The 14,948-nt window shown below is 69.8% G+C and carries 15 protein-coding genes and 1 pseudogene; 1 reads left to right on the forward strand and 15 read right to left on the reverse strand.

Translation table 11 applies throughout. The features are described from left to right. Positions 1-150: 150 nt before the first annotated feature. Genes M6444_RS11285 through M6444_RS11305 form a run of 5 tightly spaced genes read right to left on the reverse strand, consistent with a single transcriptional unit; the run spans position 151 to position 5,579 of the window. Complete coding sequence (locus M6444_RS11285; RefSeq protein WP_298327019.1) at positions 151-1,146, reverse strand: oligopeptide/dipeptide ABC transporter ATP-binding protein; 996 nt, start codon at positions 1,144-1,146, stop codon at positions 151-153. Beyond that, positions 1,143-2,162: an ABC transporter ATP-binding protein gene (locus M6444_RS11290; RefSeq protein WP_298327022.1), complete on the reverse strand. Its 1,020-nt coding sequence runs from the start codon at positions 2,160-2,162 to the stop codon at positions 1,143-1,145. The genes M6444_RS11285 and M6444_RS11290 overlap by 4 nt, the downstream gene beginning before the upstream one ends. After that, entirely contained in the window at positions 2,159-3,070 is a 912-nt protein-coding gene (locus M6444_RS11295) for an ABC transporter permease (protein ID WP_298327025.1), read from the reverse strand. Before M6444_RS11295 ends, M6444_RS11290 begins: the two co-directional genes overlap by 4 nt. Beyond that, positions 3,067-4,020, reverse strand: a complete 954-nt coding sequence (locus M6444_RS11300; protein WP_298327028.1) for an ABC transporter permease — start codon at positions 4,018-4,020, stop codon at positions 3,067-3,069. The genes M6444_RS11295 and M6444_RS11300 overlap by 4 nt, the downstream gene beginning before the upstream one ends. Further along, positions 4,017-5,579 (reverse strand): ABC transporter substrate-binding protein, encoded by a 1,563-nt coding sequence (locus M6444_RS11305; RefSeq protein WP_298327031.1) that lies wholly within the window; start codon positions 5,577-5,579, stop codon positions 4,017-4,019. The genes M6444_RS11300 and M6444_RS11305 overlap by 4 nt, the downstream gene beginning before the upstream one ends. Positions 5,580-5,862: 283 nt before the next feature. Here M6444_RS11305 and M6444_RS22985 point away from each other — a divergent pair. Next, positions 5,863-6,759 (forward strand): annotated as a pseudogene (locus M6444_RS22985) (peptidoglycan DD-metalloendopeptidase family protein); the annotation flags it as partial. Positions 6,760-6,892: 133 nt separating this feature from the next. On the opposite strand, the gene M6444_RS11320 reads toward M6444_RS22985, so the two are convergent. The 10 genes from M6444_RS11320 to rimM all read right to left on the reverse strand — a co-directional run bounded on the left by M6444_RS11320 (position 6,893) and on the right by rimM (position 14,863). Next, on the reverse strand, positions 6,893-7,825 hold the full coding sequence (locus M6444_RS11320) for a tyrosine recombinase XerC (RefSeq protein WP_298327039.1): 933 nt from the start codon (positions 7,823-7,825) through the stop codon (positions 6,893-6,895). Between the two features lie 31 nt (positions 7,826-7,856). Then, entirely contained in the window at positions 7,857-9,014 is a 1,158-nt protein-coding gene (gene dprA, locus M6444_RS11325) for a DNA-processing protein DprA (protein WP_298327041.1), read from the reverse strand. Then, complete coding sequence (locus M6444_RS11330) at positions 9,011-10,549, reverse strand: YifB family Mg chelatase-like AAA ATPase (RefSeq protein WP_298327043.1); 1,539 nt, start codon at positions 10,547-10,549, stop codon at positions 9,011-9,013. The genes dprA and M6444_RS11330 overlap by 4 nt, the downstream gene beginning before the upstream one ends. Continuing rightward, entirely contained in the window at positions 10,546-10,911 is a 366-nt protein-coding gene (locus M6444_RS11335; RefSeq protein WP_298327046.1) for a YraN family protein, read from the reverse strand. The genes M6444_RS11330 and M6444_RS11335 overlap by 4 nt, the downstream gene beginning before the upstream one ends. A gap of 244 nt (positions 10,912-11,155) precedes the next feature. Beyond that, complete coding sequence (locus M6444_RS11340) at positions 11,156-11,464, reverse strand: DUF2469 domain-containing protein (protein WP_298327049.1); 309 nt, start codon at positions 11,462-11,464, stop codon at positions 11,156-11,158. After that, the gene (locus tag M6444_RS11345; protein ID WP_298327052.1) at positions 11,461-12,153 is read right to left on the reverse strand and encodes a ribonuclease HII; all 693 of its coding nucleotides are present in this window, start codon (positions 12,151-12,153) and stop codon (positions 11,461-11,463) included. The genes M6444_RS11340 and M6444_RS11345 overlap by 4 nt, the downstream gene beginning before the upstream one ends. A gap of 28 nt (positions 12,154-12,181) precedes the next feature. Next, positions 12,182-12,952 (reverse strand): signal peptidase I, encoded by a 771-nt coding sequence (lepB, locus tag M6444_RS11350; RefSeq protein ID WP_298327055.1) that lies wholly within the window; start codon positions 12,950-12,952, stop codon positions 12,182-12,184. 86 nt (positions 12,953-13,038) lie between these two features. After that, complete coding sequence (rplS, locus tag M6444_RS11355) at positions 13,039-13,389, reverse strand: 50S ribosomal protein L19 (RefSeq protein ID WP_298327057.1); 351 nt, start codon at positions 13,387-13,389, stop codon at positions 13,039-13,041. Between the two features lie 128 nt (positions 13,390-13,517). Then, positions 13,518-14,303 carry a tRNA (guanosine(37)-N1)-methyltransferase TrmD gene (gene trmD / locus M6444_RS11360; RefSeq protein ID WP_298327060.1) on the reverse strand — a complete coding sequence of 262 codons (786 nt, stop codon included), beginning with the start codon at positions 14,301-14,303 and terminating at the stop codon, positions 13,518-13,520. Continuing rightward, complete coding sequence (gene rimM, locus M6444_RS11365) at positions 14,300-14,863, reverse strand: ribosome maturation factor RimM (protein ID WP_298327061.1); 564 nt, start codon at positions 14,861-14,863, stop codon at positions 14,300-14,302. Before rimM ends, trmD begins: the two co-directional genes overlap by 4 nt. Positions 14,864-14,948 lie beyond the last annotated feature (85 nt).

The following is a 14,948-nucleotide window of genomic DNA, read 5'->3' on the forward strand; positions in this document are numbered from 1 at the left end:
GCGCATCTTCACACGACGATCATCACGACCCCACGCCCTCGGCCAAATCACACACGACGATCATCACGACCCCGCGCGCCCGTGGCCACGCCGGACGCGCGAACGACCAATCCGTGGGCCAAGCCACCCCCCGGGTGCACTCCGAACAGCTCAGCCCGTGACCCCGTGCAGGTGACAGGCCGCCTCCTGGCGCGACCCGACTGGCTGTAGCACCGGATCGTGGTCGGGGCACGGCTCGAACACCCGCGGGCAGCGGGTGCGGAACCGGCAGCCCGATGGCGGATTCGTCGGGCTGGGGATGTCACCTTGCAAGACGATGCGCTCGCGTACGCGCTCGCGTTCGGGCACCGGAACCGGCACGGCGGACACCAGCGCTTCGGTGTAGGGATGTTGAGGCTCGTCACCGACGGCCACGCCGTCGCCGATCTCCACGACCCGGCCCAGGTACATCACCGCGACTCGGTCGGCGACCTGCCGGACGGCGGCCAGGTCGTGCGAGACGAACAGGTACGTCAGGCCTAGTTCCCGCTGCAGACGCACCAGCAGATTCACGACCTGGGCCTGCACCGAGACGTCCAGTGACGCGATCGGCTCGTCGCAGACGATGAAGTCGGGCTCCCTGGCCAGTGCGCGGGCGATGCCGACACGCTGGCGCTGGCCACCGGAGAACTCGTGCGGATAGCGGTTGCGCAGATCCGGATTGAGCCCGACGATCTCCATCAGCTCCGACACCCGGGCGCGACGACGTTCGCGGCCGCGATGCAGCCCGTGGATCACCAGTGGCTCACCGATCGACTCTCCCACGGTGAACCGGGGATCCAGCGAGGCGAACGGGTCCTGGAACACCATGGCCGTGCGCCGGCGCAAGGCGCGCAACTCTCGCGCCGGCATGCCCGTGACGTCGGTGCCGTCGAACTCGACCGCGCCGCCGGTAGGTTCGACCAGCCGCAACAGCGCGTTGCCCAAGGTCGACTTGCCGCAGCCGGACTCCCCCACCAGGCCCAAGGTCTCGCCCCGGAAGATCTCGAGATCGACGCCGTCGACCGCGCGCACCGCGCCCGGCGACGAGCGGAACGGGCCGGGAGCGGGCAGCGGGAAATGCACCTCGAGGCTTTTCGCGCGGACGAGCACATCGCCTTGAGTCATCGCTGCCCCTCCGGTTCATCCGCCGCGTCGATGCGATAGAACGTCGCCGCCCGGTGGTTCTCAGCAGCTGCGGCCACCGGCGCCAACGGCGGAACCTCGGTCTTGCATCGGTCGTCCAGCCGGTAGGCGCACCGTGGATAGAAGGCGCAGCCTTCGGGCAGCGCGACCGGATCGGGTGGCAGGCCGGGCATCGTCGTCAGCGGGTCACGCTCACGTGCCGATCGAGGGTCGTCAAGCAGCGGGAGCGACGACAACAGTCCCCTCGTGTACGGGTGGGACGGCCGCGAGTAGAGGTCGTCCACCGCGGCTTCCTCGACGCACCGTCCGGCGTACATCACGATCACGTGATCGGCGATGCCGGCGACCACGCCGAGATCGTGGGTGATCCACACCACGGCCATCCCGTGCTCGCCCTGCAGCCGTTCGATCAGCTCGAGGATCTGCGCCTGCACGGTGACGTCCAGGGCCGTGGTGGCCTCGTCGGCGATCAACACCTGCGGGTTGCCGGCCAGCGCGATGGCGATCATGACCCGCTGGCGCATCCCGCCGGAGAGCTGGTGCGGGTAGGCACGCAGCCGACCCTGCGGGTCGGGAATGCCGACCTCACCGAGCAACTCCGCCGCGCGGGTGCGTACGGCGCGGTCGCTGGCCTTCTCATGAGCTTGCAGCGCCTCGGCGATCTGGCGGCCGACGGTGAGTACCGGGTTGAGCGAGGTCATCGGGTCCTGGAAGACCATGCCGATGCCGGCGCCGCGCACGCGGCGCAGGTGCTCCTCGGACCGGCCGATGAGCTCGTCGCCGTCGAAGACCGCGCTGCCGTGCACCTCGGTGACCGCCTGCGGCAGCAAGCCCAGCACGGCCAGTGACGTCACGCTCTTGCCCGAGCCGGATTCACCGACGATGGCCAGGGTCTCACCCGGTTCGACGTCGAAGTCGACCCCATTGACCACGCGAGCAAGCCCGCCGCCGGTCCGAAACGCCACGCGCAGGTCGCGCACCGAGAGCACCGGGCTCATGCGCCCACCCCTTTCATCGCCGAGCGTTGGCGCGGATCGAGCACGTCGCGCAAGGCGTCACCGAGGACGTTGAAGGCCAGCACCGTCACGAAGATGGCCGCTCCCGGGAACACCGCCATCCACCAGGCTTGCTCGATGAAGCCACGCCCCTCGGACAACATGCGCCCCCACGACGGGTCCGGCGGCTGCGTGCCCAGGCCCACGAAACTCAACGCGGCCTCGGACAGGATGGCGAACGCCAGACTGATCGACGTCTGCACGATGATCGGCGCGGTGACGTTGGGCAGCACGTGCCGGACGATGATGCGCACGTTGCCCGCGCCGGCCGAGCGGGCCGCACGCACGTACACCTCCTCGCGGACGCTGAGCACGCTCGCGCGGGTGATGCGCGCGAAGATCGGGGTGTAGACGATGCCGATCGCGATCATCGCGTTGGTGGAGCCGGCCCCGAGGATCGCCAGGACGGCGATCGCCATGAGCAGCGCGGGAAAGGCGAACAGCACGTCCATGACCCGCATCAGGGTGTCGTCGACCCACCGGCCGAAGTAGCCGGCCAGCAAGCCCACCACCACGCCGGCGGTCAAGGAGATCCCCACCGCCACGGCGCCCACGCGCAGCGACACCTCCGCGCCGGCCAGAACGCGCGCGAACACGTCGCGGCCGAGCTCGTCGGTGCCGAACCAGTGCTCGCCTGACGGCGCCTGCAGCCGGTTCGCGATGTCGGGGGTGAAGATGTCGTCGCGGGGCACGATCGACTCGGCCAGGAGCGCCGCGAACACGAGCCCGGCGAGGACGACGACGGCCGCGATGGCCAACGGGTTACGCGCCAGCAAGGTCAGCGTTTCCAGCCACCGTGGCCGGTGCTGACGCGTCACCGGCGGCGTCTCAGCGGACTCCTCGATACTCATCGGCTGCTCCGGTACGAGATCCGCGGATCGAGCCGCGCGTAGGTGAGATCGACGATCAAGTTGATCACCAGGAAGATCACTGCGAACAGCAGGACCGCGCCCTGCAGCACCGGATAGTCGCGCGACTGCACGGCCTGAAACGCCAGTTGGCCCAGCCCTTGGTAGGCGAAGACGTACTCGACGATCACGACGCCGGACAGCAGATACGCGAGCTGCACACCGCCGACGGTCACGAACGGCACCAGCGCATTACGCAGAACGTGCCAGCGCAGGACGTCACCGGCGCGCATGCCCTTGGCTCGGGCCGTGCGCACGTGGTCCTGTCCGATCGCCTCCAGGACCGAGGAACGCACGAAGCGGGTCAGAATGGAGCCGCTTCCCACACCTGCGGTCACCGCGGGCAGCAGCAGATGCTGGGCCCAACCGAGCGGATCCTCGAACAGCGGCGTGTATCCCGCCGACGGCAGCCAGCCCAGCGTGCCGGCGAAGATCAGGATGAACATGATGCCCAGCCAGAAGTCCGGGACGCTCAGCCCGGCCTGGCTGCTCAGCGTGGCGAACCAATCGACCGGGGACCTGGGGCGCAGCGCGGAGAGCGTGCCCAACGGCACGGCAATGAGTATCGCGACCAGGATCGCTCCCCCAGCGAGCGACAGGGTGGCCGGCAACCGCTCGATGATCAGCGACGTCACGGTCTCGCCACTGCGGAAGCTCACCCCCAGATCGCCGGTGAGCGCGGAGGTGATCCAGTTGACGTACTGCACCGGCACCGAGTCGTCGAGCCCGGACCGCGCGCGCAGCGCCTCGTAGGTGTCCGGGTCGAACCGGGTGCCCAGCGCCAACCGGATCGGGTCCCCCGGCACCAGCTGCATGATGGCGAAGACGAGCACGCTCACGCCGAGCAGCACGACGGCCGATTGCCACAGCCGCCGCAGGACGTATCCGGTCACTCCGGCAGCCTCACCGACTCGAAGTTGATGGCCTTGTCCGCACGCACCTCGTACCCCTCGAGTCCGGGAGCCCAGGCCTGAACCACGTCGGGGTTGTACAGGTACAGGTAGCTGACGTCGTCGGCGATGAGCTCGGCGGCCTGGTCGTAGAGCGCCTTGCGGGCGTCCCGGTCGGTCTCGGTGGCGGCTTGGCCGAGCAGGTCGTCCACCTCGGGGTTGCAGTAGCTGTGGAAGTTCGAGGTGCCTTCGCACACGTGCTGGGCGTGGTAGAACCCGAACGGGTCGAGGTTGCCCAGCCAGCCGAGCATGAACGCGTCGTAGTCACCTTGGGACTGCCGGTCCAGCCACGTGCCGAAGTCCTCCTGCTCGATGTTGACCTCGACGCCGACCTCGGCCAGGTTCGCCTGGATGACCTGGGCCGCCTGAATCGTCTCCGGGTATTCGTCGGTGACCATCAAGCCCATCTGTACCGGCGTGGCCGCGCCGGCCGACTCGATGAGGTCCGTCGCCTGCGCCGGGTCGTGTTCGAACGGCGCGTACTCGTGGTACCAGAAACTCTGCTCGGGAATCGCCGTCTGGTTGACCGTCGCGGCCCCGAACTTCGCCGCCTCGGTCACGGCGGCCCGGTCGATGCCGAAGGCCACGCCCCGGCGGAAGTCGCGGTTGTCGAACGGCGGCTTGGCCTGGTTCATCGCCATGTACCAGTAGTCGACGCTGGGCGTGGTACCGAGTTCGACCTGGTCGTCGTCGGCGAGGCTCTCGACGTCTTGCGGCGGCACGTTGTCGGTCCAGTGGACGTCGCCGGAGCGCAGCGCCGTCAGCGCCGCCGTCGGCTCGCTGATGTACTGGAACTCCACGCCGTCGATCGACGGAGCGTCGCCCCAGTAGTCGTCGTACGCGGCCAGCGTGACACCGCCCGCCGCGGACGACTCGAAGGTGAACGGCCCGGTACCGACGGCCTCGGTGGCCAGGTCGTACTCGTCGGCTGCGCCCTCGGGAATGATCGACATCCCTTTGAAGCCACCGATGTTGGACAGCAGGGCCGGTGTCGGTTCGCTGAGCGTGATGACCACCGTCTGGGGATCCGGCGCCTGCACATCAGCGACGCTGGCGAACCGGAACGCGTTGGCCAGTTGCTCGTCGATGATGCGGTTGTAGGAGTAGACGACGTCGGCGGAATCGAACTCCGAGCCGTCGTGGAAGGTGACCCCTTCGCGCAGGGTGAACGTCCACGTCAAGCCGTCGTCACTGGTGGTCCACTCGGTGGCGAGGCTGGGCTGGAACTCGCCTTCGGCGTCGGGCACGACCAGCGTGTCGTAGACGTTCTCGAGAACCTGGAAGCTCGCGTAGGCCTGGGTCTTGTGCGGGTCGAACTGGTCGGGCTCGGCGGAGATCGCGGCGATCAGCGTGCCGCCGGCGGATCCGCCTTCACCACCGTCACCGCCGCCTTCGCCGTCGACGTCGACGTCCTCGCCTCCGCTGCAGGCGCCCGCCAGCACGGCGACGGCGAGAACCGCCGCAAGTCCCCTGCCGCCGCGTTGCCGACCTGTCCGTGCCATGACCCTCGCCTTACCCTTCGGCCCACGCCTGATCGTTGCTCACTTGTCGAGATGTTCGACTCTTCCGACTCCCCCCTCGGGCGCGTCCACCTGTGAGCACCGTCGGCCCAGCTTCGTTACGGCTTCTTGACTCGTTCGTGACGCAATCCGTGGGCGTGTTCGCCGGGACGTCCGCATCGTGGTCGCGTGGCGGTTGTCCACAACGATCGCGGGGTGACCTGGTTGTCCACATTTTGCGAATCGGGCCATCCCGAGCGGCCGGCTGAGTTGGATGCTCGGGCGCATGCCCCGAATCGTCCTGTTGTTCTCCGTGCTGGCCGTCGTGTTCGCCGTCTCCGCTGCTACCTGTGGGGTCGCGCGGGCAGGGCCTGACGTGCTCGACGGCTCGCCCGGGTGGGTGCGGCCGGTGGGCCCGCCGAACGGGCCTCTGGACGTGGTGTCCGGCTTCGACCCGCCTGCCGATCCCTGGGGGCCTGGCCACCGGGGCGTCGATCTGGCGGCCCCGGCCGGTGCCGAGGTGCGGGCGCCGGGCCCGGGGCGGATCACCTACGCGGGCCTAGTCGCCGGGCGGGGCGTGCTCGTGGTCGACCACGGCCCACTGCAGTCCACGTACGAGCCGGTCACGGCGAGCGTGGCGAATGGCGACGTCGTGCGCGCCGGAGACCCGATCGGCACGCTCGCCGCGGCGGGCAGCCACTGCGCACCGGCGACCTGCCTGCATTGGGGCGCGCGCAGCAACGCGCGCTACATCGACCCGCTGAGCCTCGTGGCAGCCGCACCGGGCACGGTCAGGTTGCTCCCCCTGGGGGAACGGACGGTCTCCGGCGATGCGCCGGACCCGCCGGTGCTCCCCGGGGGCGCCCGGCTCGCGTGGCCGGTCGCCGAGCCACGCGTCACCTCGGCGTTCGGCATGCGCACGCATCCGCTCACCGGCGTGTACAAGCTGCACGACGGCACCGATTTCGGCGCGGCCTGCGGCACCGGCGTCCACGCCGCGGCGGCGGGTCGCGTCACCGACGTGGGCGACCGGAGAGCTTACGGGTTGCAGGTCACGGTCGATCACGGCCGGGTGGGCGGCGTGCCCGTCACCACGTCGTACAGCCATCTCGCCCGGGCTGCCGTCACGGCGGGTGACACCGTTGCCTCCGGGCGCACGATCGGGTTGGTCGGCACCAGCGGCTCGTCCACGGGGTGTCACCTGCACTTCATGGTGTATGCCGATGGACAGGTGGTTGATCCGATGCTGTGGCTGCCCGGGACACCCGCGGGCGAACCGGAACGCGCCAAGCACGCCGGGGTCGCGCGTTCGCCGGTCACGCGCGTGGGTGGGCTTGCCGGTAGGCCTGCCGCAGCCGGTCGACGGAGACGTGAGTGTAGATCTGCGTCGTGCCCAGCGAGGCGTGGCCCAGCAGCTCCTGCACGCTGCGCAGGTCCGCGCCGCCTTCGAGCAGATGGGTCGCGGCCGTATGCCGAAGCCCGTGCGGGCCTACGTCGGGCGCGCCCGGCACGGCACGCAGCCGCTGGTGAACGATGGCGCGCGCCCCACGCTGCCCGAGCCGGGCCCCCCGGACACCGACGAACAGCGCCGCTGCGGCCGCCGACCGCGCCAGCTGCGGGCGTCCCATGCGCAGCCACGCATCCAGGGCGGTCTGCGCCGGCACACCGTAGGGCACGCTTCGCTCCCGCCGGCCCTTACCGAAGACGCGGACCACCCGGCGCTCGGCGTCGATGTCGTCGACGTCGAGACCGACGAGCTCGCCCACGCGGATCCCGGTGGCGTAGAGCAACTCGAGCAACGCATGGTCGCGCAGATCGACGGGGTCGCCGCTGGAGGCGGCGTCCGCTGCGGCGTCGAGCAGGGTCGACGCCTCGCCGGCCCGCAGGGGCTCAGGCAGCACTCGATGCGCCCGTGGCGCGGCGAGCAGCGCCCCCACGTCCTCGGCCAACCGCCCGCCGCGGTGCGCCCACGCCGTGAACACCCGGGCCGCCGACGCCCGGCGCGCCAACGTCGCACGCGATCGCCCTTGCGTGCGCTGTGCTGCCAGCCAGCTGCGCAGCACCGAGAGGTCAAGCTCGGAGACCTCGGTCATGCCGCGCCGCGCCAGGTGCGTCATCAAGCTCGTCACGTCGCCGACGTAGGCGCGCACCGTGTGCTCGGATCGGTCGCGTTCAGCACCGAGATACCGGGCGAACTCCGCCACGGCCGATGCCAGAGCAGGCGGCAGATCGTCGGCTGGGGTCTCCACAAGCTCACAGTGCGGCCCACGAACGGCCTGGTCAAGGACCGCCACGCGGCAGCTGCCACCCGGCACCGTCCTCCTCGACCCAGCCGGCTCCAGCGAGCACGTCCATCTCGGCACGCACGGTCGCAGCCGACAAGCTCGTGGCTTCGACCAGCATCGCCACGCTCGTCGTCCGGCCGACGGCCATCGCTTCGCGCAGCCGTCGGTGCACCGGCGACAGGCGGTCGAAGGGCCGGTCCTCGCCTCGCCGGGCTGGTACGGCATCGGCGCCCAGCGCCCCGACCGCATCGACGACGTCGCGCGCGTCGGTCACCAACGTCGCCCCTTTCTCGCGGACGAGGTCGTGGCACCCTGCCGACAACGCGGAAGTCACCGGGCCCGGCACGGCGAGCACCTCCCGGCTGAGTTTGACCGCCCAGCCGGCCGTGCTCAATGCACCGGATCGCATCGCCGCCTCGACGACGACGGAGCCGGCCGACAACGCCGCGATGATGCGGTTGCGAGCCAGAAACCACGACCGCATCGGCCGTACGCCCGGCGGCATCTCGCTGAGCACGACACCCTGGGCGGCGATCCGGTCGAGCAAGCTGGCGTGACTCTTCGGATAGGCCACGTCGACGCCGCAGGCCAGCACCGCCACCGTCGTGCCGCCCATGGCCAGCGCACCGCGGTGCGATGCGGCGTCGATGCCGAAGGCGGCACCTGACACGACGGTCCAGCCGGCCATCGCCAGGTCCGAACCGAGATCGGCTGCGACCCGCTCGCCGTACCGAGTGGCATTGCGGGATCCGACCACGGCCACGGCCGATTCCGCGGCTGTGGCCAGCTCCGCCTCGCCGCGCCACCACAGGCCCAGCGGGGGTGGCACCGCGTCCGCGCCGGCGTCCAGGGTTTCGCGCATCACCTCGAGCGCGACCGGCCAACCGGCCTCGCCTGGGCACAGGTAGCCGATCCCCAACCGGTCCGCTGTGGCCAGCACCTCCTCGCCGTCCACCTGCCCGCTACGCAACCGATCACGCATTCGATGGTTCGGGTCGAGCTTGGTGTCGCCCCGCCGGATCGCGCGCAGCGTGGCCTCGGCACCGGCGGCGTCGACACGTCGCATGAGCACGGTGTGGCCAGGCTCGACGAGGGCCGACAGGGCCGCCCGGGCCACCCGCTCGGCATGGTCCACCGGTCCGTCCGCGTTCATGCTGCTCGGCCGAGCCGCAGCTCGACGGCTTCCATGACGTCCGCACGGCTGGGGCGGTCGTGCCCCGCGAGGTCGGCAACGGTCCAGGCGAGGCGCAGAATACGGTCGGCACCACGCACCGTGACGCTGCCTCGACGCAGCTCGTCATAGGCCGGCGTGGTGACGTCGGGCGGCAGTCGCAGCTCGCGCCGGAGAAACCAGCCGGGCAGCTCGCCGTTCGAGCGCCACGGCGTTTCCCGCAGCCGGCGTTCCTGACGTTCACGAGCAGCCGCGACCCGCTCGGCGACTCGAGACCCGGGTTCGGCGGAGTCGACCGCAGCGTCGATGTCGGCGATCGTCGGCGCCTCGACCCTGACCCGAACGTCCACGCGGTCGCGCACCGGACCCGACACCCGCTGGCCGTAGCGGCGTACCGAGTCCGGGCTGCAGGTGCACTCGTGGCTGACGCTGCCGTGGTTGCCGCACGAGCAGGGATTCTGCGCGAGCACGAGCAGAAACCGAGCCGGGAACACCGCTGTCGACTCCGCCCGAGCCAGGACGATCTGACCGTTCTCCAGCGGCTGGCGCAGCGAGTCGAGCACGCGCGGAGAGAACTCCGGTGCCTCGTCCATGAACAGCACGCCCCGGTGAGCCAGACTGGCCGCACCGGGCTTGATCGTCCGGCTGCCCCCACCGACCACGGCCGCCGTGGACGACGTGTGGTGCGGGTCCGAGAACGGCGGGCGCGCGATCAGCGGACGGTCCGGCGGCAGGACGCCGGCCACCGAGTGGATGGCCGTGACCTCGAGCGAATCCTCGGTCGACAGATCGGGCAACAACGTCGGCAAGCGACGCGCGAGCATCGTCTTACCCGCTCCCGGCGGCCCGCTGAGCAGGACGTGATGATGCCCGGCCGCAGCGATCTCTATCGCCGTCTTCGCATGGCGCTGACCTGCGATGTCGGCGAGATCGTCGCTGTCGGCGGTGTACTCGCCGCCGACGCTGGGTGCCACGAGGTCGTCCGGCTCCTCGGCGGGAATGTCATCCCCACGCAGGAACGCCAACACCTGCCGCAACGAACGCGCACCGAACGTGTGCACGCCGGGGACCAGCCGCGCCTCCTCGAGGTTCGGCTCTGGCACGATCGCCTTGGTCAGCCCGGCTCTGGCCGCGGCGAGTACGGCAGGGAGCACGCCGCGAACCGGCCGCAACCGTCCGTCGAGAGCGAGCTCGCCGAGGAACAACACCGACTCGGTCGTTCCCACGGGAACTTCTTCGGCCGCGGCGAGAACGGCCACGGCCACGCCGAGATCGAACTGGCTGCCGCGCTTGGGCAGCGACGCCGGCGACAGGCTGACGGTGATCTTCTGCAGCGGCCACGCCTCACGGCTGGACAGCACCGCCGAGCGGACCCGGTCTCGCGCCTCGTACAGCGAAGCGTCCGGCAACCCGATGAGGGTGAAGCCGGGCATCCCGCCGATGTGGGCGTCGATGTCGACCACGGCGCCGCGCACGCCCACCAGGGCCACACTGCGGCAGCGGCCCAGGCGCGTCACTGGGCACCTCGCACATGCTCGATGAGCGGTTCGGTGCGCGGCTGGGTCCGGCGGCGGTGAACGGCGACGACGTCGATGCGCATTGGGCTGCCGGCCCGGCCGGCTTCAGCCAGCCAACGCAGCGCGAGGCGCCGCAACCGGGCGATCTTCTCGCGGGTGACCGCCTCGAGCCCGGAGCCGAACCCGAACCCGCTGCGGGTTTTCACCTCGCAGACGACCACCGTGGCACCGTCCAAGGCCACGATGTCGATCTCGCCGACCTCGCAGCGCCAGTTCCGCGCGAGGATGACGAACCCTTCGCGTTGCAGGTACCGCACGGCGACCTGCTCGCCGTACTGCCCGATCTTGTCCTTGACCCGCACCGGCCTCACCTCCGGCACCGAGCGTGTCGCGGCCGGACGAATCGGCCAAGGCCGTTGGCGGCGAATGTGGACAACTCACGTCTCAGCGCTCAGCTGTGGACAGCCGGGCCGGACGTCAAGAGCGGCGATCAGCTCAGTCGGTTGTTGGACACCACGAGGCGTTGTGCCGCACCACGAGGCTTACATGGGTGGTGTGGCAGGGAATCGGGTAGTGAACATGATCATTTCACCCGAGTGGGGGCGGTCAGGTCTTGGGGATCTCGAGGTCGCTCTTGGCCAGTTCTTCCACGTTGACGTCGCGGAAGGTCACCACTTTGACGTTCTTCACGAACCGCGCCGGGCGGTACATGTCCCACACCCACGCGTCGCTCATCGTCACCTCGAAGTAGACGTCAGCGCCTTCACCGCGGACCTGGAAGTCGACGTTGTTGGTCAGGTAGAAACGCCGCTCGGTCTCGACGACGTACGAGAAGAGCCCGACGACGTCGCGGTACTCGCGATAGAGCGACAGCTCCATCTCGGTTTCGTACTTCTCGAGATCTTCTGCACTCATGTCTCGCGCTCTCCTCTCGGACCATCGTCATCCACGGATACCACGCGGGAGACGTTCGCGTACGACCGACGATGAACCGGGGTCGGGCCGTGCCGATCAAGGGCCTGTTGATGTTCGGGCGTCGAGTAGCCCTTGTGGGCGTCGAATCCGTACTCCGGCCACTTCTCGTGCAGCTCGCACATGATCCGGTCTCGGGTCACCTTCGCGATCACCGACGCTGCAGCGATGCACGCGGCGACCTGGTCACCCTTCCACATCGCCAGGCCGGGCACGCCCAAGCCCGTGACCGGGAAGCCGTCGGTGAGCACGTAGTTCGGTGCGATGTCCAGGCGGGCCAAGGCACGGCGCATCGCCTCGATGTTGCAGCGATGCAGGCCGACGCGGTCGACGTCGCCGGGTTCGACGACCACCACCGACCATGCCTGGGCGCGCGCGACGACCTCGTCGTAGACCTGCTCGCGCACGGCTGGGACGAGGAGCTTGGAGTCGGCGAGGCCGGGCACTTCGCCCCGGCGCCCGGTGGGCAGGATGGCCGCGGCCACGACCAGCGGACCCGCACAGGCCCCCCGGCCAGCTTCGTCCGCGCCGGCGACCGGCGCGAACCCGGAGCGCGCCAGCGTGCGCTCGTAGGCGTAGAGCCCGGCATCACGCCGGACGACGGTACGGCGGCGAACGGTCGACACGGTCATGATGGGCTCACCCTACGACGTCACGGCGTCAGGGGGCAGGCACGGCGTCGAACGCGCCGTCGTCGGACAACGAGCCCCAGCGCGAGATGGGCCAGGCGACCGCGAAGGCTCGCCCCACCACGAGATCCTCGTCGAAGGTGCCGTGGATGCGGGAGTCGCCGGAGTTGGACCGATGATCGCCCATGACGAACAGTTCGCCGTCGGGAACGGTCTCCTCGAACTCCTTCAGCGAGGGCGAGTCACCCGGGAACAGGTAGGCGGTCTCGTCGACCGGCTCGCCGTTGACGGTCAGGCGGCCCGATTCGTCGCAGCAGGCCACGGTGTCGCCGCCGAGTCCGATCACGCGCTTGATCAGATGCTCCTCGGAGTCGTCGGGCAGCACACCGACGAACTCGAAGAACTCCTGCACCGCGGCGCCGACCCCGGTGTCGTCATCGGGTGCCTGCGCGCCCAGCCAGTTGTTCGGGTCCTCGAACACGACGACGTCGCCACGATGCACCTCGCCGAAGCGCAGGCTGATCTTGGATACGAGCACACGGTCCCCGACCAGCAGCGTGTCCTCCATCGAGCCGGAGGGGATCAAGAACGCCTGTACCAGGAAGATTCGCACTACGGTGGCGATGATGAGCGAGAGCACGACCACGATGGCCGTCTCTTTGATGAACGCACTCAGCCCACGCTTCGAGCCGGAGTCCTCGGTGTTTTCGGCGCCATCCCGAGGCGACTTCTCCTCGGTCAAGGCTTCCCCCTGAGGTGTCCGGGCCGAGCCCGGGGTCGAGTCGAACGCTTCGGGTGGCACGCGCAACACAATACGATCCGCGCCGAGCCCGACCGGCGGCGGTATCGGTCATCGCGCCGGGACGGGCTGGTGCGGGGTGCGCCGGCTCAGGAAGTCTCGCGCTTCTCCCGGATCTTGGCGGCCTTACCGTGCAGGTTACGCAGGTAGTACAGCTTGGCGCGGCGCACGTCACCGCGCGTCACGAGCTCGATGCGCTCGATGACCGGCGTGTGAACGGGGAAGGTGCGCTCCACACCCACGCCGAAGCTCACCTTGCGCACGGTGAACGACTCACTGATGCCGGCGCCCTGCCGGCGGATCACCACGCCCTGGAACACCTGGACACGAGAGCGCGAGCCCTCGACGACGCGGACGTGAACCTTGAGGTTGTCGCCGGCCCGGAAGTCCGGAATGTCGTCACGGAGTTGGGCGGCATCGACTGCGTCGAGAGTGTTCATGACGGGTTTCGCTTCCTCGAGGGCGCCACAGGTCGCCGACGGTATCGAAGTTCTGGCGGTGAGGGCCCGGAGGCATCGGCCGGCTTCCCCCCTGTGGCAGGGGCGACCGCGACTCGGGCAACAGCCGATCAGTCTGCCACAGAAGGGGGCTCTAGGTGAAACCCGAGGGCCTCGAGCACGGCTCGGTCGTGCTCGTCGAGACGGTCGGCGTCGATCTTCTTCAGCAACTCCGGCCTGCGTAACGCCGTGCGCCGCAACGCTTCGTCGCGCCGGAATCGGGCCACCCGCGCGTGATGGCCGGACAACAGCACCTCTGGCACGTCCAGGCCGCGCCACGTGGGCGGCTTGGTGTACACGGGGTATTCGAGCAGTCCTTCGGCGCCGTGTGACTCCTCGACCAGGGAGTCCGGGTTGCCCAGTACGCCGGGCAACAGGCGCGAGACCGCCTCGATGACCACCAGGGCAGCTGCTTCGCCGCCGGCGAGCACGTAATCGCCGATGGACAGCTCCGTCACCGGCATCCGTGCGGCGGCGTCAGTGACGAAGCGGGCGTCGATCCCCTCGTAGCGCCCGCAGGCGATGACCATCCACGGCTCGGTGGCCAACTCCTGAGCCATCGCTTGATCGAACAAGCGCCCCGACGGGGTGGGGACGAGCAGTCGTGGTGGGCGGGCGTCGACGTCGCGTTGCCTGAGCAGGTCGTCCAGGGCGTCGCCCCACACGTCGGGCCGCATCACCATGCCCGCACCGCCGCCGTACGGCGTGTCGTCGACCGTGCGGTGCCGATCGGTGGTCCAGTCGCGCAGGTCGTGCACCCGCAGGTCCAGCAGTCCGGCTTCGCGTGCTTTGCCCACCAGCGACAGCTCCAGCGGAGACATGTACCCGGGGAAGATCGTGACGACGTCGATCCTCATGACCCGGACTCCGGGGTCGCCGACCGCTTCCGCGGGCCGGAGGTCTGGGTCTCGGGTTCGAGCAGACCGGGCGGCGGGTCGACGATCACGGTCCCGGAATCGAGATCGACCTCGGGGACGATGTCGGCGACGAACGGCACGAGCGACTCGCCTCCCCGGGGGTGGCGGACCACCAAGACGTCTTGGGCAGGTGCGTGAATCACCTCGCCGACCGTGCCGACCTCGTTCCCGGCGACCGTCACGACCTGCAGCCCCTCGAGCTGGTGATCGTAGAACTCCTCGGGATCGTCGAGACGTTCGTCATCGTCGATCTCGGTCTGCAGCACAGTGCCGCGCAGCGCTTCTGCCGCGTCGCGATCATCGACGTTCTCGAACCGCACCAGCAGTCGGCCGCTGTGCCAGCGGGACTGCCGGACCGTCAGCGGACCCGCCGAGGCGGGCTCGGTGATCAGGGTGCGCCCGGCGGCAAAGCGTTCGTCGGGCGTGTCGGTGCGCACCTCGACCGTGACGTCTCCGCGGATGCCGTGCGCACGGGTCACGCGGCCGACCGTGACGATCATCTCTGCGGTTCCCCTCCCCCTGCCGTCGCGCGGCACGACGGGCGGCCCGTGCCGTGTGGCGCCCACAGCACGGGCTCGATCGTCA

The sequence above is a fragment of the Haloactinopolyspora sp. genome (genome assembly GCF_027324685.1).
In the GTDB taxonomy this organism is placed as follows: Bacteria; Actinomycetota; Actinomycetes; order Jiangellales; family Jiangellaceae; genus Haloactinopolyspora.